Source organism: Cellvibrio chitinivorans, from assembly GCF_035117775.1.
GTDB lineage: Bacteria > Pseudomonadota > Gammaproteobacteria > Pseudomonadales > Cellvibrionaceae > Cellvibrio > Cellvibrio chitinivorans.
The window spans coordinates 70,843-95,439 of sequence record NZ_JAYKKN010000007.1; the positions used below are offsets into that span (position 1 = coordinate 70,843).

Annotated in this window: 16 protein-coding genes and 1 riboswitch; of the genes, 10 read left to right on the plus strand and 6 right to left on the minus strand. The window is 47.3% G+C overall.

The annotated features are described in order from the left end of the window. Nucleotides 1–8 precede the first annotated feature (8 nt). On the plus strand, nt 9–1,058 hold the full coding sequence (locus SPL68_RS16400; protein WP_323816255.1) for an FUSC family protein: 1,050 nt from the start codon (nt 9–11) through the stop codon (nt 1,056–1,058). 6 nt (nt 1,059–1,064) lie between these two features. On the opposite strand, the gene SPL68_RS16405 is transcribed toward SPL68_RS16400, so the two are convergent. From SPL68_RS16405 to SPL68_RS16415, 3 genes are read right to left on the minus strand one after another with little or no spacing between them, the layout of a single operon-like run. Next, nucleotides 1,065–2,477, minus strand: coding sequence for a TolC family protein (locus tag SPL68_RS16405; RefSeq protein ID WP_323816256.1), 1,413 nt, complete (start codon nt 2,475–2,477; stop codon nt 1,065–1,067). 52 nt (nt 2,478–2,529) lie between these two features. After that, nucleotides 2,530–3,678, minus strand: coding sequence for an HlyD family secretion protein (locus SPL68_RS16410; protein ID WP_323816257.1), 1,149 nt, complete (start codon nt 3,676–3,678; stop codon nt 2,530–2,532). Next, the gene (locus tag SPL68_RS16415; protein WP_323816258.1) at nt 3,671–4,195 is read right to left on the minus strand and encodes a DUF3302 domain-containing protein; all 525 of its coding nucleotides are present in this window, start codon (nt 4,193–4,195) and stop codon (nt 3,671–3,673) included. Before SPL68_RS16415 ends, SPL68_RS16410 begins: the two co-directional genes overlap by 8 nt. A 226-nt stretch (nt 4,196–4,421) precedes the next feature. Between SPL68_RS16415 and SPL68_RS16420 the strand changes: the two genes are divergently transcribed. Then, entirely contained in the window at nt 4,422–5,033 is a 612-nt protein-coding gene (locus SPL68_RS16420) for a M15 family metallopeptidase (protein WP_323816259.1), read from the plus strand. A gap of 69 nt (nt 5,034–5,102) precedes the next feature. Here SPL68_RS16420 and SPL68_RS16425 read toward each other — a convergent pair whose 3' ends face one another. Then, on the minus strand, nt 5,103–6,422 hold the full coding sequence (locus tag SPL68_RS16425) for a 5-methyltetrahydrofolate--homocysteine methyltransferase (protein WP_323816260.1): 1,320 nt from the start codon (nt 6,420–6,422) through the stop codon (nt 5,103–5,105). A 54-nt stretch (nt 6,423–6,476) separates the two neighbouring features. Beyond that, complete coding sequence (locus SPL68_RS16430) at nt 6,477–8,840, minus strand: TonB-dependent receptor (protein ID WP_323816261.1); 2,364 nt, start codon at nt 8,838–8,840, stop codon at nt 6,477–6,479. Nucleotides 8,841–9,085: 245 nt separating this feature from the next. Continuing rightward, nucleotides 9,086–9,271: riboswitch (cobalamin riboswitch) on the plus strand. Nucleotides 9,272–9,391: 120 nt separating this feature from the next. On the opposite strand from SPL68_RS16430, the gene SPL68_RS16435 reads away from it, so the two are divergent. The 8 genes from SPL68_RS16435 to SPL68_RS16470 all read left to right on the plus strand — a co-directional run bounded on the left by SPL68_RS16435 (nt 9,392) and on the right by SPL68_RS16470 (nt 22,399). Then, nucleotides 9,392–11,335: a TonB-dependent receptor gene (locus SPL68_RS16435; protein ID WP_323816262.1), complete on the plus strand. Its 1,944-nt coding sequence runs from the start codon at nt 9,392–9,394 to the stop codon at nt 11,333–11,335. An 81-nt stretch (nt 11,336–11,416) separates the two neighbouring features. Beyond that, nucleotides 11,417–12,097, plus strand: a complete 681-nt coding sequence (gene cobO, locus SPL68_RS16440; protein ID WP_323816263.1) for a cob(I)yrinic acid a,c-diamide adenosyltransferase — start codon at nt 11,417–11,419, stop codon at nt 12,095–12,097. A gap of 10 nt (nt 12,098–12,107) precedes the next feature. Next, nucleotides 12,108–13,571, plus strand: a complete 1,464-nt coding sequence (locus tag SPL68_RS16445) for a cobyric acid synthase (protein ID WP_323816264.1) — start codon at nt 12,108–12,110, stop codon at nt 13,569–13,571. A 132-nt stretch (nt 13,572–13,703) separates the two neighbouring features. Continuing rightward, on the plus strand, nt 13,704–14,954 hold the full coding sequence (locus SPL68_RS16450) for a substrate-binding periplasmic protein (RefSeq protein ID WP_323816265.1): 1,251 nt from the start codon (nt 13,704–13,706) through the stop codon (nt 14,952–14,954). A gap of 31 nt (nt 14,955–14,985) precedes the next feature. Then, nucleotides 14,986–16,146, plus strand: a complete 1,161-nt coding sequence (locus tag SPL68_RS16455; RefSeq protein WP_323816266.1) for a helix-turn-helix domain-containing protein — start codon at nt 14,986–14,988, stop codon at nt 16,144–16,146. A gap of 447 nt (nt 16,147–16,593) precedes the next feature. After that, entirely contained in the window at nt 16,594–18,456 is a 1,863-nt protein-coding gene (locus SPL68_RS16460; RefSeq protein ID WP_323816267.1) for an endo-1,4-beta-xylanase, read from the plus strand. A 177-nt stretch (nt 18,457–18,633) separates the two neighbouring features. After that, on the plus strand, nt 18,634–20,556 hold the full coding sequence (locus SPL68_RS16465) for a non-reducing end alpha-L-arabinofuranosidase family hydrolase (protein ID WP_323816268.1): 1,923 nt from the start codon (nt 18,634–18,636) through the stop codon (nt 20,554–20,556). 244 nt (nt 20,557–20,800) lie between these two features. Further along, entirely contained in the window at nt 20,801–22,399 is a 1,599-nt protein-coding gene (locus SPL68_RS16470; RefSeq protein WP_323816269.1) for a hypothetical protein, read from the plus strand. 488 nt (nt 22,400–22,887) lie between these two features. On the opposite strand, the gene ettA is transcribed toward SPL68_RS16470, so the two are convergent. Continuing rightward, nucleotides 22,888–24,552 carry an energy-dependent translational throttle protein EttA gene (gene ettA, locus SPL68_RS16475; protein ID WP_323816270.1) on the minus strand — a complete coding sequence of 555 codons (1,665 nt, stop codon included), beginning with the start codon at nt 24,550–24,552 and terminating at the stop codon, nt 22,888–22,890. Nucleotides 24,553–24,597 lie beyond the last annotated feature (45 nt).

Here is a 24,597-nt window from a genome sequence, read left to right on the forward strand (position 1 = left end):
AACATGACGTGAATTTTATTAAGCATCATATTGCTCCTCTATTTGCGCTGAAAAAAGCCAATCGACCTTGGCATATCCCTTTTATAGCCTCGATAGCGGTAGGTATTCCTACATCAATAGGTGCTTATTTTGGCCGCTTTGATTTGGGTTTAATTGGCTGTTTGGGAGCAATGGTGTTTTTATACATTCGACCCACCAGTATTCCACACCGTATGGCAACTATGGTGGTATGTGCTTTTGGGTTTGCTGCCAGTTTTGCATTGGGTTTGAGTGTTAGTTTTTACCCTTACTTGGGGGCGGCGATATTGGGTTATGTCGCTACACTGGCTGCGTTTATCACACGTTTTTACGCCATGCCGCCGCCGGGAAGTTTCTTTTTTATTTTAGTTACGGTGATGGGGGTTACGCTTCCGTTTGATTTGGCGGCACTACCCATGCGAGTAGGCTTAATGACACTCGGGGGAATCTTATCCTGCTTATTGGTGTTCTTTTATAGCCTGTGGGCGGTACATCGTGTGCCCGTCATTATTCCCGAGCAGCAACAAGAAGTACGCACATCGGTCATTGTTATGGAAGCCTGCGTAATAGGTCTATTTGTAGGTGGTTCTTATTTGATTGCTTTACTGATTGGCTTGCCCAATCCTTATTGGGTACCAATCTCAGCAGCGGCGATCATGCAAGGTGTGAGCTTCCGCATGGTCTGGCATCGCAAAGTCCATCGTATTGCAGGTACTGTGATCGGCATGGGGTTGGCTTGGGTTATTTTCCAATTTTCATTGACTACTTGGGAGATGGTTGCCGTTATTGTGCTGCTCAATTTTTTGATCGAGTTTTTGGTTGTGCGCAACTATGGGCTGGCCGTCATTTTTATTACACCCTTAACCGTATTGTTTGCCGAGGCAAGCCCCACCAGTATTAATCCAGACTTACTGCTTAAGGCGCGATTGTTCGATATTGTACTCGGAAGCTTGATTGGTTTCGCCGGCGGTTGGGTGTTGCATCAATCAGGATTATTCAATTGGCTTTATCAACGGTTAAATGAACGAAAAGTCGATTAATTAATTTCACATCGAATAAAGCCCGCCCAGCGCCAAATGTAAATTAACCCGTTGGATCAAACGCTCATTGTGAATACGTAGCAAGGCGAGTTGGTTGCTGGCCAGATTCATCTCTTGTTGATAAAGCTGATAGCGGTTGCTGCTGCCGACTTTAACTTGCACGCGTGTTAAATCCAGAATGCGTTGCTGGTCGGCGACTTGTGCTTGCATCAGCTCATAACGCGCGGCGAGATTTTGTTCATTGAATAGCCCGCCTTCAATTTCATTTAATGCATTCAGCATAGTTTTGGCGTAAAGCGCAGTGGATTCTTGTTGCTGTTGCGTTTTAATTTCAACCTGCGCATTTAATGCACCGTTATTAAAAATTGGTGCGAGTAGCGTGCCTTTTACGCCCCATACCGGATTGTCGAGATCCTCTTGCAGCGCTCTTACATCATCATCGACAACACCGAAACCTGCGGTCAGTGAAATGTTCGGTAGTCTGGCTTTTTTTGCCGCTTCTACTTGATAAAACGCCGCTTGAAAACGCTGTTCGGCTGCGCGTAAATCGGGGCGGCGTTCAAGTAATTCCGATGGCAATCCGGCGGGGATCGGAGTGGGGGCTGGGGGTAAATTATTAGCGACACTAATGTCACTGTCTGGATAGCGCCCGAGTAAAACTTCTAGCGCGCGTTTTGCTGCATTGCTTGCTTGTTCGCTTTGCAAAATTTGATTGCGATAATTTTTTACCGCCAATTGACTGATCACTATTTCCTGCTGTGAATTTCGCCCCACGGTGCGGCCGACTTGCATCAACTGCAATTGTTGTTCGGCCAAATCGACTAGCTCGCGGCTAAATGCTATTTGCCGTTCGGCCTCAACCGCTGCAAGCCATGCTTTTACGACGGACGCGGCCAGTGATTGCCTTATATACAGCTCATCTAATTCTGCTGCGAGACTATTGGCTTGCGCTGCGGCTTTAGCGCTGCGGGTTTTGCCCCAAATATCGATTTCCCAAGTGGACAATAAAGCCAAACCTTCAGTGGTGATGGATGCCGCTGGTATAGGTGAATTACCGGTTTCGCCACCTATTGCCAGCGAAGGAACCAAAGATGCGCCAGCCACAGTGAGCGCAGCCTGCGCTTGCGCAACACGTGTGGCGGTGATGCGTAAATCGGGGTTGTGGAGTTGCGCTTCTTTAATCAATTCGATTAATGCAGGTGGCAAATGAAAGCCTAATGCTGCTGCATCAAACTCACCGGGCGTTTGCGCAAATTGCCACTGTGCTGGTTGATGCAAATTCGTTAATGCTTGTTGCGCTAATTCCGTTTGCGTCGGCGGTGTAGCAACACAGCCTGATAACAAAAAAGTTAGCGTCAGAAGGCTGGCTTTTGCGTGGTTAAAAATCTTTGTGTGATTAAAAATCATTGAGCGAGACATTGCTGATTCTCTTTATGAATGTTTGATTGAGTTTCAGTGAATGACATATTTATCAATGAAGTTTCAGTACCAGATAATTCATGATCGATTGCGCTCTGATCATCACCATTCGCACAATGTGCAGCGGTGCCATTTTTTGCGTGTAGATTGTTGCACCGCCGCGCGCACCCATAGGAATAACGAGTGGCTGCTCATTGCCAGCAGTCTGTTGCACCAAACGCACGGCATATTTTTGTGCAGGAACAGTGCTGTGTTCTGCAGGTGTGCCGGGTATGGCACCGCTTTGCATGGATTGACCTTGCGCATTTGCCCAGATAATGGATTCGACTCTGGTGCGCACAATTTGTCCTGGAAGTGCTTTAAACGCAATTTCTGCTTTATCGCCCGGCTGAATAAATCGCAATTCATTTTGATCAAAAAAAGCGATGAGTTTTTGCTCGTGCTCAACAAAACTGAGCGCAGGGCGAAAGGGCATAGCGACCAGATAATTACCCGGGCGCACCATCACATTTACAGCGTAACCATCAGCAGGGGCGCGGATAATGGTGGATTCCAAATCGTACTGCGCCAGCTCCAGCTGCGCTTTTATCTGTGCGACCTGCGCAATATCCTCGCCTACAACGCCTTCCAGTTGCGTCATTACTTTGCTTTCAGCCGCTTTGGCATTGGCGACAGCTGCTTCTGCAATTTTGACCTGGGTGGCAAAACTTTCTACATCAAATACATTGCCTGCACCAGCGAGCGCTAATTCTTGCGATTGTGCGAGGCGTTTTTTCATTAAGGCTAATTGTGCTTGCGCAGAAGTCGTTGCACTTTTAGCGCTATCCAAATCTTGCCAAAGGGTTTTTGCCGAAGCGGTGACATCGGCAACCTGCGCTTCCAGTTGCTTGACTTTTAAACGATAAGGCGTTGGGTCTATCTCTAAGAGTACATCGCCTTTTTTTACTAACTGGTTACCTTCAATCGCCACTCTCACAACATTACCTGACACGCGCGGGACGATTTCGGCAACAAAATTGATGGCGCGAACATCGTGCGAAATAGGGGTAACAATATTGATGGTGAGCAGTATCGATGCGCCTATGCCAATACCACCGGAGACAGCGCCGACTTGGGTTTTAATATTCCACGGCAGAAGTTTTAATTTGATACAGACCAGCCACACCAAAAAACCATAGCTCACCAAAATCATCTCAAGCATGGTGTTGCTCCTGTGCTGGAGTGTCTTGGCTGGCGATAATTAACTCGCGTTTTTTCTCTAATCCATCCAGCTTTTCTTTGAGTTGTGCGAGTTCATCATCAATCACCGCTAATTCCATATTTTGCGGTGCTTCGCCATTCGGTTTTAGAAAAAAGTCATCGTGCTTGTCAGTGCCGTAAGCCATTTTGTAATTGGTCGGTTTGGTGTAAGCCCAGAGCCAGGCAATTGGCCACAAGAGGCCACCAAAAACGAGGGAGAGCAGGCACAAAACCTGTATCGCGCCTTTCTGTGGATGCTGTTTTTTCTCTGCGATCATTTCCGGGAGGGTGTGCAGCTTCCAGAATAAGTAGAGTGCGCCTATGGGGATTGCCACAATAACGATCCATACGACCACATCGGCAATTTTTTCTTCCATGCCTTCCTGCATCGCCCATGCGGTTAATGGGTAGGTCGAGCTGATAAGCAATAAGGCGGGGTATGCAAATCGACGTAGGAGTAAAACAGTGTTTGAGTTCATTTTTCCTTCTCGCGTTAGCCTTGTTTACATCAAAGTACTATGGATTATAGACATGTCTTTTAACAGCAGCGTTAACTCTTCTTGAATAGCGGTGCTATCCAGTTTTTTGATTATTCATTTTTATACTAGCGAGCAGGATTTACCTTGGGAGCAATAGTTCGTATAACTGGGTATGCGTCAGTGTTAGCGATTTGTTCGTAAATTCACGAGTGTCAAGGAGCTGCCTATGCGTATCGAAGAAATGATTGCCGCTGTACAGCAAGAGTTGGGTATTGATGTGGATGGTAAAGCTGGCCCCGAGACTTGGGGTGCGATTTACAAAAAAATCTGCAAAGTAACAAAAACGGAAATGAAAACTGAGGTGGGTGGACTGGAGCCGGTGGATGCGCGCAGTGAAAAAACTATCGCCACGTTATTACCCGAGGTGCAGCCATTTGCGCGTGCGCTGGTACATAAGGCTGCTGTAAATGGTGTAACGATTAAAATTCTTAGCGGTTTACGCACTTATGAAGAACAGAATGCGCTCTACGCACAGGGGCGTACTGCGCCGGGCAATATAGTCACCAAAGCGCGCGGTGGCTATTCCAATCACAACTTTGGTATTGCCTTTGATGTGGGTGTGTTTGAAGGCAGTAAATATCTTGGCGACTCGCCAAAATACAAAGCGGTAGGTGTATTGGGAATGGAACTGGGTTTGGAGTGGGGCGGCAATTGGAAAACCATTGTTGATCAGCCGCATTTTCAATTGCGCCCGGTTTGGGCTGGCAATATTCCCGAGCGGGAGATGTTGGCTGAAATGCGTATGCGCAGGGATGTTGGCGGTGGTGTGTATGCGTAACTGCTGTGTCTGATGGTGTCGCAGATTCAGCGGCGAGGGATTAAGCCTCGCCGCTGAAAAATAAATCGCTTAGTGGTCGTGACCTTCTTCGGTTGGCTCAGCAATACCCAACCAGACAAACTTGTTCGGCACAAAATCCAATTGCAAACTGCTGGTGACAGTGCCTTCATCCAGATTGATTTGCTTGATCTGGTTGGCAATCGGATCGCTCACATAAGCCACATGGCCGGGCGTCAGCGCTAATTCAAAACGGCTGCCGGTTGGCAATAGCGCAACATTGCTGCTGATCGCCTGTACGCGCGCTTGCACACTAAAGTCGTGGCTGTCGAGAATCGTCAATACCCCATTGCTATCCAAAATCACAAACAACTCATCGCCATCAGCATAGCCGTAACCCACAGCAGTAGGTGCTGGCGATACATTTGCATCCACCCAGTTGATTGGAGTGATGCTGTTTGCAGTTGTGTCGATCACAAAAAATTGGCCAGAGGCGATACCAACAAATTCTTCATGGTGATGCGTTCCCAATACAGTGCCAATGCGCATGCTACCGGTAAAGCTGGTTGGGTTTGCGATTTTACTCGCGCTAAAAGTGTCGCCGCTTTGAGTGACCACTAATACACCGTCGGTACAACCAAATGCGATTTGGTTTTCATTTTGTGCGCTGCCGTGCAAGCCGGGGCAGGTTTCAGTCAGGATTTGCTCATCGGTATAAAAACCATTGTGCGAGTGATAAACCGCCACTTTATTTGCTGAGCTTTGCTCCGGATCGCGCAGTGACGACAACAAATAATCACCGCGCGCTTGCGCTGCACCGTGCATATTGTTTGTGTGGTTTAACCAATTACCTACGCCGTTATCCGCTACATCTTGTTCGCTAAACACACCAACTTTTGCGGGAGCTGTGGTTTCTGCATTGCCATCAAAAAAGATGATGGTTTGATCGTCGGTTTTTACAAAGTGAGTTGGGCGCGAATCGTCAGTGTGGAATGCCATCACTTTTGGATCAGCGCTGTAATCGTGCATATGGTCGCCGTGATCTTCTTGCCACTCGCCGCCATCAACTACATCGACCCGATCAGCAAGGCGCTGCACAACAAAACCGTAGCGATAGCTGGGTGATGAGTAAATCGCGTTGGGTGCAATGCTCGTCGGTAATTCGTAAATCACTTCCTGCGCGTTGATGTCGTAGACGCTGACGCTGGCAGCGTCTTTGGGGGAAATCAGCAAACGACCTTGGGTTGCTGCTTCGTCATCATGATCGTGGTCGTGATCATCTTCGATAGGAACAGGCTCGCGCTCAACGATGGTGGTATCGCTGCCGCCGCAACCGCCAAGTAGCGCTGCCGCGAGCAGAAATGAAAAATTTGCCATGACGTTCTTGTTCATTTTGTTAATTGCCTTATTCAGAATTAATAGAAAGAATTCATTGGTCAGCGGCAATTAAAAATTGCCGCTGATGCCCACTGCGAATGAGCGAGCAGGAAGGGGAGCTATATCTTTCAGGAAAGATGAATGGACGCGCGCGTATTCATCGGTCAGGTTGTTGCCTTTGAGGTAGAGCGTGAAGGCATCGCTAAAGCTGTAACTCACGCGCGCATCGACCAGTGTGTAACCATCGGTACTGGTTTCGAGTGTGGCGACATCATCCTGCTCAAAATAATGTTGGCTGCCGAATTCAGCGCGCCAATTACCTTGTTCAAATTCCGCTTTTAAACCAACACGCAGCGGCGGAATGCGCGGCAAATTGCCGCCGTCGGCCAATTCGGCGCGAATGTAATCGCTGGTAAAACTTAATTTGAGCGGCGTGCTGACTTGCCAAATAAATTCACTTTCAAAACCGTAGAGATTGGCATCGCGCGCTTGGTATATATACACCGGCAGCTCGACCTCATCCTCATGTGCGTGTTCGCCTTCACCGTGTTCGTGGGAAATTTCGCGTGTTAATCCGGTATCGCTCAGGTAGTAATAGTTGTCGATGCTGTTGTAAAACGCATTCAAAATAAATCCAAAATCGCCTTCGAATTTACGCAGCGATAAATCGATATTGTTGGAGGTTTCCAGCTCCACATCGGCGCGCGCCAAATCCAAATGGTATTCGCCGTCTTCGTCTTCAACTACTTGTAAGAGTGCGCCAACTTCATACAAACCCGAGCCAATATGCGGGCCGAATGAAAACAATTCTGGCGCCGAGGGCGCGCGTTCCGCGTGGGTGTATGACAGAGCGATGTTGTAACCTGGGGTGAAATCCCACACCAATCCGGCGGAGGCGCTAAAGGGCGTGGACTCCTGATCAATGGAATAGACATTTAGAAATTCTCCGTCATGTTCACCTTCATCGTGGTGATGCTCGTTTAAATCGACTTGCAAATTATCGGCAGAGGTTTTGACCTGCTCGACACGCGCGCCCAACTGGACTAATACATCGCCAAAATGGCGCTCTTCCATCAATGCCAGTGCGATAGTGTTGGTGTTGCTCGGCGGGGTAAAGGCTTCATCGCCGATGGCTTCAAAGTCGCTGTTTTTCAAATGTACGCTGAGCGCGCCGCGCCAATCGGCAATCGGGTGATGGAATAAATCCACGCGCGCTTCCTGGCTGAAATTGGAGAAGGTGGTGCCGACTACACCATCTTCGATTTCCTGATGTTCGTAATCGGTAAAGCCGATGCGGGTATTGATCGCACTGAAAAATTCATCGTCCAGCGACAGCTCGCTCAACACTTGTAGGCGATCTTGTTTCAGGTCGGCATAGACAGGTATATCTTCATCGCCGTGGGAGTGGCCGGGAATACCGTATTGGCGGTCGAGATGGCCGTAGGAAAAACCGACGAAACCATTATCAACAATGTAACTCGCGCCCAGATTAAAGCCTTGGGCTTCATTGGCGGAGTTGGCCAAGCGACCATCATCATGGCCATCTTCTTCGTGATCGTCTGCGTGATCATGATCGGCTTCAGCAGGGCCGGGAATTTTATAGTCATCGGCATCGCGCCAGAAACCATCCAGATGTAAACCAATATTTCCCACTCCAGTGTTGCCGCTGGCGGAGACGAGTTTGTCGTCGGCCACTGAATCCTGCTCGATACGCCACTCGCCGTAGGTATCTGTACCCTGCGGGACGCGATCATCCACCACATTAACTACACCGCCGATGGCACCGCTGCCGTAAAAGAGCGTTGCAGGGCCGCGCAGAATTTCAATCTGGCGCGCGGTTGAGGCTTCAGTCGCCACAGCATGGTCGGGGCCAACGCGCGAGGCATCGCCTGCATCCAAACCATTTTGTGTCACCAATACGCGCGGGCCTTCAAGGCCGCGAATAATCGGGCTACTGGCGACCGGGCCGTAGTAGCTGGAGTGCACACCCACTTCATTTTTCAGGGTTTCACCCAAGGTCGATGCCTGGCGCTCGCGCAATTGCTCGCCGCCCAATACGGTAACTGGCTGCGCCGATTCCATATTGGATGCATGCCACGGCAAGCCAACCACATTCACCACTTCCATGGTCGTGCTGCTCAGTACCAGCTCGACCGGCTTATCGCTTTGGCTGAGATGGAAAGTCTTGTGCATAAACTCGGGGGCTTTTACGTGCAGCTCAACTTCGCTTCGGGTTTGCGGCGGCAAGCTGAACTCACCCTGCTGGTTGGTGCGAAATTTCAGCGTGGAGCCGACCAAATCGAGCGTGGCATTAGCAATCGGCTGGCCTTGCTCATCGCGTACCACGCCTTGAATTTGTGCCAGTACGGAATGGCTCGCTGTAACAATCGCCAAGCACAATAAGGATTTATGAAGGTTGATCTTTCTAGCCAAGATGTTCTCCCCTGATCTAACGCAATGTGAATACCCAGCACTTTGGCTGGCGTCTGAAATTTTGTGGAATGTTATATTATAACAATTGCGTGTGACAACCTTGAGATGAGAAATTTTCATAAAGCGTGCTTGGGTGGCAGTTTTTAATCCGATATCTGGCCTGCTAGAGAGCAGGGGGATAAGCGCTTGACTTGTTGTTCTGTGCGCCTTAACTTGCGCGCCCGAGGTGTCTGATGGGTGTTCATTCTTTAAGCAGGGTGAGGCCAGGATCAGAGTCAATGGGAAGTCGGTGCGCTCGTTCTGCTTCTATATAGTTCTCTTGCTATATAGATGAAGTAGCGATGCAATCCCGACACTGCCCCCGCAACGGTAAATCTTGCGCGCAATGTGCCGCAGATGAGTCCGATACCAGCCTCAAATCCGGAGCTATGCTCCTTTTGTTCACGATGTCGCGGAGGGCAACATCGGTGGAAATCTGTGCGTATGTTGGATCGCATCCATACCTCTTTTTCCGCTTTCCCTCCCTCATCCCATTTGGATTGAGGAATCTCATGTCTAACAAATCAACCGCGTTTTTACTCTCTAGCCTCAGCGCAGCAATTATCGCTATTACATCTTCATCTGCTTTTGCGGCCGAAAAAAAGGCAAAAGATGAAACACTCGAAACCGTATACGTGAGTGCAACGCGCAGTGAAACAGCGCAGCTACCAGTTGCGACGCAAATTGATGTGATTACCGCAGAAGATATTCGACTGAGCGGCGCGCAGTTGTTGTCACAAGTGTTGCGCACTCAAGCAGGTATTCAATTAACCGATTCCGATGGCAGCGGCGCACGCAACGTGACTGCTTCAATGCGCGGTTTGTCGGGTGCGAACAATGTGTTGGTATTGGTTGATGGGCGCAAACTGAATAACCCAAGCTTGGCAGCGCCCGCGTTAAACACTGTTGCGCTAAAAGATATTGAGCGTATTGAAATCGTGCAGGGCAGTGCGGGTGTTCTCTATGGCGATCAGGCGGTTGGTGGTGTGATCAATATCGTCACCAAGCGTGCAAAAGCCGGTGAAATAAATGGTTCGGTAAGCGCAACTGGCGGCACCGATAATCTGGAAGATTACAATGCAAATGTCGCACAAGGATTTGAAAACGGTTTGAGCTACAGTGTGTCTGCGCAAAAACGCAATGCCGATAACTATCGCGATAACAATCAATCTGCCTACGAAAACCTGTTGGCCAATCTGCGTTACGATTTCTCCAACGGTTTTGTGTTTGTTGAAGGTCAGCAGATTGATGATCAATTGCGTCTTGCTGGTTCATTGAGCGATGCAGAAGTTGCTATTGATCGCCGCGCTACCAATTCTCCCGATGACTACAGCAATCAAAAAACCGATATTGCCCGTGGCGGATTTGGCATTGATTTGAGTTCTGCCTGGAGTCTGTTAGCAGAATACTCTGATCGCAATGAAGAGACTGATTATTATCAATGGGGTCTTACTAATGCATCCATGCGCGTTAAAAGCTTAACGCCGCGTTTGATTGGTGAATTCGCTACTGAACACGGTCAGTCTGTTGTCACCATTGGTTATGACGATGTTGATAGTTTCTACGAAAGCAATAATGCCTATTCTCCGCTTGAGTCAGAGCAGCAACAGCAAAGTTATTACGCGCAAGCGGTCTATCCGGTTATCGCTAATTTAACGTTGACTGCGGGCGCACGTTTTGCGCAGGTGGAAGATAAAAATCATCTCTACTCACTCGCGCAAGATGATGACCTGAGTGCAACCGAATTAGGTTTGAGTTACGACACAGGTAATAATTGGCGCATCTTCGGGCGCTACGCCGAGAGCTTCCGTTTTGCCAACCCGGATGAAAACAATTTGGTTGCTGCCGATGTGGTGTTTCTGGATCCGCAAACCGGTGACTCTTTTGAGTTGGGCACAGAATGGAAAACCGCTGTGGGTAAAGTCACCTACTCGATTTACAGCATGACCTTGAATGATGAAATTGTGTATGACGCCAGCGTGCCAAATAATCAATTTTACAACGGCGCTAATATCAATCTGCCAGATTCCGAGCGTAAAGGTTTTATGTTGACCACAGATACAACTGTAAGCCAGGAGTTGTCGCTGCGCTTCAACTACACCTACACAGATGCGGAAATTGTGGATGGTATTTATGACGGTAAAGTAGTGCCGTTTGTTGCCGAAAATTCTGCCGCTGCCAATATTATTTTCACTCCGGTTGCGGCACTGAATTTTTCTTTGGAAGGTGTTTACACCGGCTCACGTTATAAATCGAACGATGAAGCCAATGCCGGCCCGAAATTGCCATCATTAGTGGTGTTCAATTTGGCGGCACTCTATACCTACAAACAGCTTGAATTCAGTGGTCGCATCAACAACCTGACCAATGAACTTTATGCTGGTTTGCACTCGACTTGGGGGCAATACCCGCAGCCAGAGCGCAATTACCAAGCGGGCGTTAGTTTGCGCTTCTAATAGCAATTACGTAATTTAATTGTTAACTTGATGCCTCCTGGCGATGCCCGGAGGCATTTTTACTTTTATAGCGAGAATAAAATGACTGACGATAATATTGAATCTACTGGCGATCTTAATTCCAGCGGCGATGACAATACTAACGCTGATGACAAGGCTAAACGCCATCAGGAGCGTATGCAGCAGCGCAAAGAAATTGTCGATGCAGCAATCGCACGTGCCGATGAAGATCGCGGTGTAGTGATTGTGTTAACCGGCGATGGCAAAGGTAAAAGTTCATCCGGTTTTGGTACCGCCTTGCGCTGCCTTGGTCACGGCTACAAGGTAGCCATCGTGCAATTTATTAAAGGCACTTGGGAGTGTGGCGAGAAAAACTTTTTAACTGAAAGTATTTTCCGTGGCGCCAATGCGCAACTCGAATATTTTGTGATGGGAACCGGCTTTACTTGGGAAACTCAAAATGCCGAGCAGGATAAAGCCGCTGCTGAGGCGGTTTGGGCTGAATGTGAGCATGTATTCCGCGATCCGGAAATTCATCTGGTGTTGTTGGATGAGCTGACCTATATGCTCAATTACAAATATCTGGATAAAGATAAAGTCATCGAGGCAATTCAAAATCGTCCGCGCAATCAAAATGTGATCATCACAGGCCGCGGTGCAAAAAAATACCTGGAAGATTTGGCGGATACTTTTAGTGAAGTGAAATCCATTAAACATGCGTTTAATGCAGGCGTAAAAGCGCAAAAAGGGATTGAGTGGTAATCCTTTTCTTATGGCAAATAAAATTAAAACTTTGATGGTGCAGGGCACCACTTCGGACGCAGGTAAAACCACCTTGGTTGCCGCGCTCTGCCGCATTTTGAAAAACCGTGGCATATCGGTTGCACCCTTCAAGCCGCAAAATATGGCTTTGAATTCTGCGGTAACGGTGGATGGGGGTGAAATAGGGCGCGCGCAAGCATTGCAGGCGCAAGCCGCTGGGCTTGAACCCCATACGGATATGAATCCCATTCTGATCAAACCCACGAGCGATACCCGCGCGCAAATTATTGTGCAGGGCAAAGCCGTCACCGATATGGAAGCAGCGGTTTATCACGATTACAAAAATCAGGCGATGGAATACGTGCTGGATTCCTACCAGCGCTTGCAGCAGCAATACGATGTGATTTTGGTTGAAGGTGCAGGCAGCCCCGCCGAAATTAATCTGCGCGATCGCGATATCGCCAATATGGGTTTTGCAGAAGCGGTCGATTGCCCGGTAATTTTAATTGCGGATATAGATCGCGGCGGTGTATTTGCACATTTAGTTGGCACACTCGAATTGCTGAGCGAATCCGAGCAGCAGCGCGTAATTGGTTTTGTCATCAATCGTTTTCGTGGCGACATAGGGCTGTTGCAATCGGGTTTGGATTGGCTTGAGCAAAAAACCGGTAAACCTGTGTTGGGTGTTATCCCTTATTTACACGGCTTATATCTGGATGCAGAAGACGCACTGACGGGCGATTCGATTAATACATCATCCAGTTTTCGAGTTGCAGTTTTGGCATTACCGCGCATTTCCAATCACACCGATTTTGATGCATTGCGTTTACATCCGCAGGTGAGTTTTCAATGGGTGGGGCCGAATCAAACTATTCCTGCCTGCGATTTGTTAATTATTCCCGGCAGTAAAAATACGCGCGCTGATCTGCAATTTTTACGCGAGCAGGGTTGGGATGCGCAAATCAAAAAGCATCTGCGCTACGGCGGAAAACTCATCGGTATTTGCGGTGGTTTTCAAATGCTGGGCGATATGATTCATGACCCGCAAGGTTTGGAGTCGGCACCGGGCAGTTCAGAAGGGTTGAGTTTATTGCGGCTGCAAACAATATTGGAGCCGCACAAAATATTGCAGCAACGGACAGGTTTTTTGTGGGATAAAACCAGCAGCCTGCAAGGCTATGAAATTCACTGCGGTATTAGCTCTGGTGCTGCCTTGAGTTCGCCCGCTTGTTATGTGCAGCTGAATGATGAGCTGATGCCAGAGGGCGCACGGAGTAGCGATGATCTTATTCTGGGTAGCTATCTCCACAGTCTGTTTGATTCACCTGTTGCCTTGACCGCGCTCTTGGATTGGGCTGGTTTAAACAATGCGCAGTTGCTGGATATTCGCCAAGAGCGTGAAATATCTATCGAGCGATTGGCAGAGGCAACCGAGGCCGTATTTGAGCCGGAATTTTTACAGCAATTGTGCTGATGGTGATATTGCCTGCATCTTTGTCTGGGGCAGGTTGCGATATGCTTTTTAGGTCTATACTCTTCGGTGACTTAATGTTGTTTATCTTCCTGTGAGCATCTCTAGAAAAAAGGCAAATCAAGGAGCGCCTTCATGCGGTTACTTCTACTGATAATAATAATTTCAAGTGGTAATTTATTAGCAAAAGCGGAAAGTGAAAATAATAATGCGCTAACAGAAAGTTCAGTTGTTAGCTTGGCGACTAATATTTCATCTGCATTCAGCTCGGACATGCCATCTGGCAGTGCGCAAGAGTTGCTGCCTCATCTGCAGTGCATATTTAAAAAAATTGATCGCGAATACAGTGTGCAAGTCATTCCCTGGCGGCGCGCCTATCAGGATGTCAAAAGCAATCGCATCGATGGATTTTTTACCGCTATTCCCATGCGCCAAGTTGATCCCTACGCGGTCTTGTCTGCGCCTCTAGTACTGGAAAATTGGTATTGGTTTTGGCGCATGGACACTGTAGCGCCTGAAACATGGCGCGAGGGGTATCGGCTGGGTTCTATTCTCGGCAGCCAACAGGAAACCTGGTTAGGTGAAGCGGGTTACAAGGTGGAGATGAGTGGAAATAATTTGCCGCAATTAATTAAGTTGCTACAAGGCAAACGAATTGATGTCATTCTGGCTGACCGCGAACATTTTGAGCAGGCCGCCAAAGAGCTGAAGTTGGACGCGAACAAATTTCAAAGCCGATTTTTTCGTTATGTTCCTTTGGGTGTTTATTTCAATGAACAGTTTTTAAATAACAACCCAACTTTTTTGGCCGCTTTTAACCAAAAAATCACCTCATGCTCAAATACGCGGTTTATGGTTTCCCCATACGAGGAGCTGCAAATAAAAGAGCTTTTGTCGCGGAAGATTGAGCGCTGGAAGCGCCTGCCAAAATTGGAGCAGGCGTTAAAAAAATACAACCTTAAAAATCGCCGTATGAGTCAGCAGGAAATTGCTGAGCGCGATAAAAAATGGAAACAATCCTTTTTGAAGGATGATTTCTCGTATTCCATAAAGCTGGTTGATCAAGAGATTTCAGCTGAGCTGCGCGAAGTAAAAAAACAGTCGCAAGATGTTATTACAGAAATTATTGTGACCGATGTGCACGGTGTAAACTTCGCCATTAGCGATATGACCTCAGACTACTGGCAAGGCGACGAAGAAAAATTCACCGAAGTATTCGGCAAACCTGCCAATACCCTTCACTTCGGCCCAATTAATTACGACGAATCCACCAAGCGCTTTCAATTGCACCTGAGCGTACCGCTTTATCTTGAAGAAAGTTTCGAGCCTCAAGGGGTGATGGTATTTGGGGTGGATGTTGAAAAGGTGCTATCCAACACGCAATAATTTGCCGTCACCTTAAAAGTTGAATATCGCCATGCTGAAGTTCTATTGGGACTCTGTCGCTGCTTGTTTGTTGATGCTGGCTTTGACCGGATTAATCATCTATGGTGGATTGGCGCAATCACGGTTAAATCATTATTTATTTCCCGCGCAAGAAAACGGATTGTTGTGGGAGTCTGCACTGGAACCCAAACAGCCTGTAGGTGAAACACGTCTTACACTTAAAAATGAAGTCGGAACGGTTGAGTACGATTTCTTTCTAGATGGCAACGAGAAGTTTCCCTACAGCCATTATTCAATTTATTTTGTCGATTCAATTCAATCTTTTCAGTTGACCGATCTCACGCGCTATCGTGAAATTTCCTTCAACATCATTTGCGACCCCAAAAATGTATTGATGCTGGTGCTGTTTAGTTATGACGATAAAGTGACTAGCTTGAGTAACATGGCATCTCGGCGCGTATCTTCCGCGGCTTTTTCCTGTACCAGCCATTGGGAAAAGGTCACTATTAAGTTCGATGAACTGGTCACTCCGGATTGGTGGTTGGCGCGGTTTGGTTATGAATTTAGTGAATATGGCTATCGGCTGGATAAAACTATGGGGTTCGCTTGGGTCAATTCATTGCAAAGCCCGGTTAATACGCCTTCCAATGTGAAATTGACGGATGTGAAATTGCGCGGAACTGATTCACGTTTTATTTATGGTGCCGCGGTTATCAGCCTGATGTTATGGGTGTTATTTGGCGTGTGGTTGCTGCGCCGTTATGTAAGAGTACTCACTGCTGGTTTGCATGAAAAAGTAAAACAGGATCTTCCCCTTATTGCCTATAAAAAACTTTCGATAGAGCCGCAAAAAGATAAAGAGAAGGGCGCTCTGTTACGTTATATGGCCACTGAGTATGCCAATCCCGAGTTGAACCTCGAAGAGGCAGCGACTTCACTCGGGATTAATCGGACCAAAATTAACGATATTTTAAAAGAAGAATTAGGTCTCACATTTAGCAGTTATTTAAATAAATTGCGCCTAACAGAAGCGGCGCGTTTGCTCGCGGAAAATGCGGAGGCGAATGTGTCAGAGATTGCCTATTCCGTGGGATACAACAACGTCTCTTACTTTAATAAGTTGTTCAAGGCAGAGTACGGATGTGCGCCCAAGACGTTTAAACTACTGTGTCAACCAAAGAGCGAAGAATGATTTTCAGCAGTGAAAAATCTTCGTTGTATTAGTCTCATAAAAAATTTCGCACTTAGCTATTGGTAGCTTGGTTTTTCGATCCGTTTAATTTCTAACAAGAAGTGATAGGTTTCACATTATTCCTTCTTCGCCGCTAATTATTTCTAAAAAAATTGCAGGGAAAATAAAAATTTTTGCTTTTTTTAGGAACGCTTTCAAAAGTGCAAACACATTCCTCCTCTCCTGAGTAAATTCACCGCTCGGTTTTAATCTCCCGAAGCTAACGATAACGATTGGCTGTAAAACCGAATTGCTCTGGTTATTTCAATAATAAAAATAGTTCAGTAACTCATCACCTTGTGGGGTGTTGTCACGCAATGCATCTTTGCCGCTGACACCACAAGGAAATCTACGTTTCAACATATGCAAGATCATCATATGCAAGATCATCTAAAGGAGATATGAATAATGTCTAGACCTAATGTTGTTCCATGCCGCATCACTAGCGCGCTTAAGCGTGCAGCCAGCTTCGCCGTGTTAGGTGCTGCGACCGCAGCCTTATCACACACGGCGGGCGCGGCCTGTACTTACACTATCGATAATGAATGGAATACCGGCTTTGTTGCCAGTATCACCGTTAAAAATGACACAGGTTCCGCGGTTAGCGGCTGGAATGTGAACTGGCAATACGCCGCCAATCGCATTACCGGTAGCTGGAATGCCAATTTGTCTGGCTCCAACCCATACAACGCCAGCAATGTGAGTTGGAATGGAAATCTAGGAGCAGGGCAGTCGGTGTCGTTCGGTTTCCAAGGCAATAAAAATGGCGGAAGCGCCGAGCGTCCCACCGTCAACGGGGCATTGTGCAATAGCGGTAATACATCGTCGGTGGCAAGTTCCAGTGCACCGATAAGTTCTTCTTCACGCTCCAGCGCATCGAGCCTTAGCTCATCTCGCGTCAGTTCCTCTTCCAGCAGTTACGCGGTGCCCGCTAATAACTTTGCACAAAACGGCGGTGTTGAGTCTGGGCTGACAAATTGGGGAACCACCGCAGGTACTGTGGTGCGCTCGACTGCCGACAGACACAGCGGCAGTGCAAGCGCAGTAATTACCGGCCGCACGGCGGCCTGGAATGGTCTGACGTTTAACGTGGGTTCACTTACCAGTGGGAATCAATACGAAGTCAATGTGTGGGTGAAATTGGCACCCGGCACTCCCGACAGCGTTTTGACCCTGACGGGTAAGCGGATGGATGACAGCGATTCATCTACCTACAACGAGTACACCCGTGTTGGTACGGTGACGGCATCGGCCAATGAATGGCGTTTGCTGGAGGGTTATTACACGCAATCCGGCACCACTGGCTTCCAGCACTTCATTATCGAAGCGACCGATACCACCATCAGCTACTACGCTGATGACTTTGCGATTGGCGGTCAGGTAGTGCAACCACCATCGAGCAGTTCAAGTAGCTCAAGCAGCGTATCGACCAGAAAATTCATCGGCAACATTACGACTTCCGGTAATGTGCGTTCTGATTTTATTAATTACTGGAATCAAATCACGCCGGAAAATGAAGGTAAGTGGGGATCGGTTGAAGGCACACGCGATGTGTACAACTGGGCGCCGGTCGATCGCATTTACGCTTATGCGCGTCAACACGGTATTCCAGTAAAAGCGCATACCTTTGTGTGGGGGGCACAATCACCATCGTGGATTAATAATCTGAGCGCGTCTGAAACTGCAGCTGAAATCGAAGAGTGGATTCGCGACTACTGCACCCGCTATCCGGACACAGCCATGATCGATGTTGTTAACGAGGCCGTTGTCGGTCACCAACCAGCCGGTTATGCGCAAAAAGCATTTGGCAACAATTGGATTCAACGCGTATTCCAATTGGCTCGCCAATACTGCCCCAATTCAATTCTGATTCTGAACGACTACAACAATATTCGCTGGCAGCACAACGAGTTTATCGCACTCGCAAAAGCCCAAGGCGATTACATAGACGCAGTCGGTTTGCAGGCGCATGAATTGAAAGGCCTAACCGCAGCGCAAGTGAAAACGGCAATCGATAATATTTGGAATCAAGTGGGCAAGCCCATTTACATTTCTGAATACGATATCGGCGATACCAATGATCAAGTTCAACTGCAAAACTTCCAGGCACATTTCCCTGTGTTCTGGAACCATCCGCATGTTAAAGGCATCACCATTTGGGGTTACGTAAACGGTAGAACCTGGATAGAAGGTTCAGGTTTGATTTCGGAAAACGGCACGCCCCGCCCCGCGATGACCTGGTTACTGAATAACTATATTAATAATCAGTAATCAATCTTCTTTATCTGTGATTCACACGAACGGATTTTTGTGAATCACGGATTTACTCGGATTCCTTCCTTTTTAAAACGCACCCGTTTTCAACGAGTGTTTTGTCAGACGCATCTTGTTCAAACATTCGGTGCAACACAATCAATAGCAAAATATTTTTCTAAGGAGATTATTAACATGTTTACTTGCAAAAATTCTCCCCGGCTTTTTTCGATATTTGTCAAAAATGCCTGCGGCCTGATTGCCATTGGCACTGGCTTAGCCGCATTTGCCCACTCTGCATTTGCCGCCTGTACCTACACGATCGAAAACGAATGGGGCAATGGTTTTGTTGCCAGTGTCACCATTAAAAATGATTCCACTGTAGCGGTTAATAACTGGAGCGTGAATTGGACTTACGCGAATAACCGCATCAGCGGTAGCTGGAACGCAAACCTATCTGGCACAAATCCTTACACGGCGAGCAATCTGTCCTGGAATGGGAATATCGCTGTGGGTCAGTCAGTGTCTTTTGGTTTTCAAGGTGAAAAAAATGGTGGCAGTGCTGAGCGTCCTATCATCAATGGCAGTTTGTGTGGCAGTGTAGTGGCGAGCAGTTCGTCAGTGCGTTCGAGTGCTGCGTCCAGCTCTGCTCCGGCCATTAGTTCCAGTGCAAGCAGCATTGCTATGTCATCCAGTGGCTATTCAGTGCCCTCGAATAATTTTGCACAAAACGGCGGTGTGGAAAGTGGTTTAACCAATTGGGGTACAACCGCAGGTAGCGTTGCGCGTTCAACAGCAGACAAACGTAGCGGCAGTGCCAGCGCGTTAATTACCGAGCGCACCGCTGCCTGGAATGGCTTAACGTTTAATGTGGGTTCACTAACCAGTGGCAATCAATACGATGTTGCGGTCTGGGTAAAACTCGCTCCGGGCACGCCGGATTCGGTTATCAGCCTGACCGCAAAACGCTTGGATGACGCAGACGCAACAACCTACAACGAATACACACGTGTGGGCACAGTGACAGCCTCATCTTCTGAATGGCGATTATTGCAGGGCTACTACACACAGTTGGGTTCAACTGGCTTCCAACATTTTATTATTGAAGCGACTGACACCAGCATCAGTTATTACGCCGATGATTTTTCCATCGGCGGACAAGTCACTCAACCGACCAGCAGTAGTTCAAGTAGCAGCAGTTCTGCCGCAACCTGTGAATTAAAAGCACCGCTGCGTTGGACATCAACTGCACCCTTGATCAGCCCTAAAAATGCCAACTGGAAATCCATCAAAGATCCATCGGTAGTGAAATACAACGGCACTTATCATGTGTATGCGACTTATTACGATACCGCCTACAAATCTATGTACACCAGTTTTACCGATTGGAATAACGCGCAGTCAGCCGCGCATGTTTCCATGAATGGTAGCCGTGTAGGGAATGCCGTCGCGCCGCAAGTATTTTTCTTCCGCCCTCATAACAAATGGTATTTGATTACGCAGTGGCCTGGCACTTACGCAACGACCGATGACATCCGAAATCCTAATTGGTCAGCCAAACAGCGTTTACTACAAGGTGAACCCACCGGCGCGTTGGACTTCTGGGTAATTTGTAACGATACCCACTGCTACTTATATTTCTCACGCGACGATGGTGTGCTTTATGTTTCCAAAACAACTATCGGCAATTTTCCCAATTTCTCTGGTTATTCGGTAGTGATGGAAGATCATCGCGGTAATGGCAATCAATATTTATTTGAAGCACCTAATGTTTATAAGTTAGATGGACAAAATAAATATTTGCTTATGGTAGAAGCTTGGCCAAGTGGCCCACGCATGTTCCGCTCATGGACATCAACCAGTCTCGACGGCCCTTGGACTCCACTTGCCGATACCGACGCGAACCCTTTCGCGGGCAACAACAATGTTGAATGGCCAACCGGAAAATGGGCTAACGGTATTAGTCATGGTGAGTTGATTCGTTCAGGTTACGACGAGCGTCTGACGGTTGATCCTTGTAATTTAGAGTTTCTTTATCAAGGCGAAGCAGGTCCTAGCCCAGACGGTAATTACAACACCATTCCATACAAACTTGGTTTACTGCGTTTGAAAAAATAATCATCAGTGTTGTTAAAGTGAAAATTTGCCCGGCACAACGCCGGGCTTTTTTATGGCTTATCGGTAATAAGCCGTAATTTATATTGGCACCAAATACCGCTATGGTCTTTAATTGGCATTATTCTTTCGCTATGCGCAGAACCGTAGGTTGGCGGTGAGGAACGAACCCCAACAGTTTTTGAGTGCAGAAAGGTGCCCAAAGCGAAAATGCAAATGCTGATTAATGTAATATAGATATTAATAATTGAAATTAAAAAATTATCGCAAATACAAACAAAGTGATGAGGTTGAAATGTCAATAATCGATACTTTTGAGGGGGTGTCCTCGGCGGAAATTGAAAAAGCATTTAACTCGCTCGACAATGCTTTTGATAACTATTTTAGTGAACATGGAGAACGCAGGCGTTTTATGGAGGCTTGTCGCAAGCTTTCCTATGGTGACATTGGAATTATTCAAAAGTTGATAAGCGAATCAAGCGCTATTCTAGATTATCAACATTTGGCAGACATGATTGAAAATCCTTTACGGGTGGCAGATGCCATACTAATGCTGGAGAAAGAGCTGGAGAAAACGGAAAGCACGACCTTTTTATTGTTCCTGTTAGTGCTTGTTAAGCGTGATAAAGTTACGGACGCTCTAAATAAAGCACGGTTTTTGCCTTGGGAATATTCGCTGCTAAGAAATAAAAAACTCCCACCGGAGTTTATTGAGCACCTTTGGACTCATAATAAAAGTCGTCGATATAAAACGGATGTTTATTTTGATAACGTCAAAGATATAGCAAAACATCAAAATTGCCCATCGCATGTATTGAGAGAGCTCTATAGTGTAGATGATTTGTGGATTAGGAACGCTATTGCCTACAATTGCAATATTGATGAGGATTTAACTGATATATTTCTTAACAGTAGTCGAATGGCTGAGCGTGAACGGATTGCCAAATCAAAATATGTATCCAAGGAGGCGTTACTCAGCTTAATGCGTGACAAATATGAAAATGTTTCGCAAACGGCTAAAAAACAGTTTGGAAAATTATATCCTACTGAAGTTATTACAGAAAAAGCCATAGATGAAGCCATTAAAAAAAGAATTGCAAATCCTTACATAAAAATCAATGAATCTGAAAGAAAATTTAATGCTTATTTGGATGCTAAAAAAGGTATTGAGCACATTCTTACTTTAAAGCCAAGTCAAAGAGCCTCTGTGGCAAGAGTAGCCAGGGCTGAAGTATTGGCGCACTTAGCCGGCGACAAAAGTAATATTGTTCGTCGTTCAGTAGCTGGAAATGGCGGGTGTACCACGGAAGTATTGTCGTCGTATCTAATGGACTCCGACCCCATTGTTGTAAACAATGCATTTTTAAATCTTGCGAATAAACAACCCAATTTAATATTCGAGCAAGTATTATCCAGGGATGTTGTCGATCATTCATATAACCTGCTAAACGTATATCTTGGCCAAAAAGGTTTAATTGAACCGTATTATGAGAAAATCGATTCTGTGACAGAGATGGAGATAGCAAGAGTATGTCTTGTTGCGAGGTATACTAATAATCCGATGATTCAATTGCGCATTGTTGATGATTTATCGAGTCTTCCTCCGGCGCCCAGTGTGCGTAAGAAATTATTGTCGGGTTTGTCACATAATCTCCACTTAATCGATTCGGCAGTAAGGAAAATTGCAATTGATTTGAATTTTGGTGGGGAGGATATACTCATAAATTGCAAGAGTGCAGATATTGTTGCTGAATTTCTATCTAATGAAAAAATCCCGGCTGGTACTCGGTGGCGGATAGAGACGCATCTTGAATCCCTGAAAAATATAAAGACAGGCTCCAGTTGAGGCAGCTAGGATCTGTTAAGGCAAGTATGCATCAGTAATGCGAATGTCCGCTGTTGGTAGCTGAAATTCAGTTGTCTGCTTAGCAAAGCAAAAATTATGTTGGGGTTCGCAAGCTCACCACCAACCTACGGATTTCACTCTGTAGGTTGTGAAGTGCGTAGATTTTATTTTCACCACTTCAACTGTTTTTTTGAAACCATATTTTGGAAAAACGTAGATATGATTGGCGCAGCGTAATCGTACGTATGGAAAATCAATCGACAAATTTCAGGGTGTAAGGATATGCCCAACCCAAGCAGGGATTAATCCAAATTTTTGGTGCTGGGATAACAGTGTAAAAATAGAAGCTGAAAATAACATGCGTACGATTACGCTGCGCTAATCGCACCTACATAAATACATTGCTGCGATTTACTTATGGTGAATTGCAAAAAACAAAAAAGGCAGCTCGGGTGAGCTGCCTTTTTTGTTTCTTTTTTCGTACAAACTTACGCTTTGAGCGGTTTGTACTTCATGCGTTTGGGTTGTGAATCATTGCCTTTGCGCTTGACGAAATCTTCGTGATATTCGGTGTAGTTGCCTTCAAAGAACACGATATCCGAATCGCCTTCGTACGCGAGGATGTGAGTCGCGATACGGTCGAGGAACCAGCGGTCATGCGAGATCACCAGTACGCAGCCGGGGAAGGCGAGGATTGCATCTTCCAGTGCGCGCAGGGTTTCGATGTCCAAGTCGTTTGATGGTTCGTCGAGTAACAAAACGTTCGCGCCTTGCTTCAAAGTGTTGGCCAAATGCAAACGACCGCGCTCACCACCAGAGAGTTCGCCCACACGTTTTTGTTGATCGCCACCTTTGAAGTTAAAGCGTCCTAGGTACGAGCGTGAACTCACTTCGTAGTTACCGATTTTCAATATATCTGCACCGCCAGACACTGCTTCCCAAACGGAGTGTTTATCGTCCAGATTTTCACGGCTTTGTTCTACATAAGCGACCTTTACGGTATCGCCAATGGTCACTGTACCGCTGTCTGGTTGCTCGGTGCCGGCGATCATACGGAACAGAGTCGATTTACCCGCACCGTTACCACCGACGATACCAACCACTGCACCTTTCGGAATGCTGAGCGACAGATTGTCTATCAACAGGCGATCGCCGTAGCCCTTGCTGACGTTTTCCAGCACGATAACTTTATCGCCCAAGCGCTCACCCGGCGGAATGTAGATCTCGTTGGTTTCGTTACGTGCCTGGAATTCTTGCGATTGCAATTCATCAAAGCGAGCCAGACGCGCCTTGCTCTTGGCTTGGCGGCCTTTTGGATTTTGGCGAACCCATTCCAATTCGGTTTTCAGTGCTTTTTGGTGCGCAGCTTCAGAGCGGGCTTCTTGTTCCAAGCGAGCATCTTTCTGTTCCAGCCAGCTGGTGTAGTTGCCTTCGTATGGAATGCCGTGGCCGCGGTCGAGTTCCAGAATCCAGCCAGCGGCGTTATCGAGGAAGTAGCGGTCGTGGGTGATCGCCACTACGGTGCCGCTGAAGTTGTGGAGGAATTGTTCCAGCCAGTAAACGGATTCAGCATCCAAGTGGTTGGTTGGTTCGTCGAGCAATAGCATATCGGGGCGCGACAGCAGCAAACGGCACAGCGCCACACGGCGGCGCTCACCACCAGAGAGTACAGTTACATCGGCATCCCACGGCGGCAAGCGCAGTGCATCGGCAGCAACCTCCAAGGTGTGTTGCAGGTTATGCGCATCCCACGCTTGAATGATGTCTTCGCATTTAGCTTGCTTCTTGGCCAGCTCGTCAAAGTCAGCATCGGGTTCGGCGTAGGCGGCGTAGATGGCATCCAGCTCGGCCAGTGCATCTACGGCTTCACGCACACCATCTTGCACGTTGCCCAGCACGTCTTTGGCTGGGTCGAGTTGTGGCTCTTGCGGCAGGTAGCCGATTTTGATGCCGGGCATAGGGCGAGCTTCGCCGTTAAAGTCCTGATCGACACCGGCCATGATGCGCAGCAGTGTGGATTTACCCGAACCGTTCAAGCCGAGTACACCGATCTTGGCGCCGGGGAAGAAGGAGAGGGAGATGTCTTTCAGGATTTCACGCTTGGGCGGCACAATTTTGCCGAGCCTATGCATGCTAAATACGTATTGAGCCATGGGGCTAACCTCGCGATGCAGGCGGTTGGGGATTGATCAGCCAAC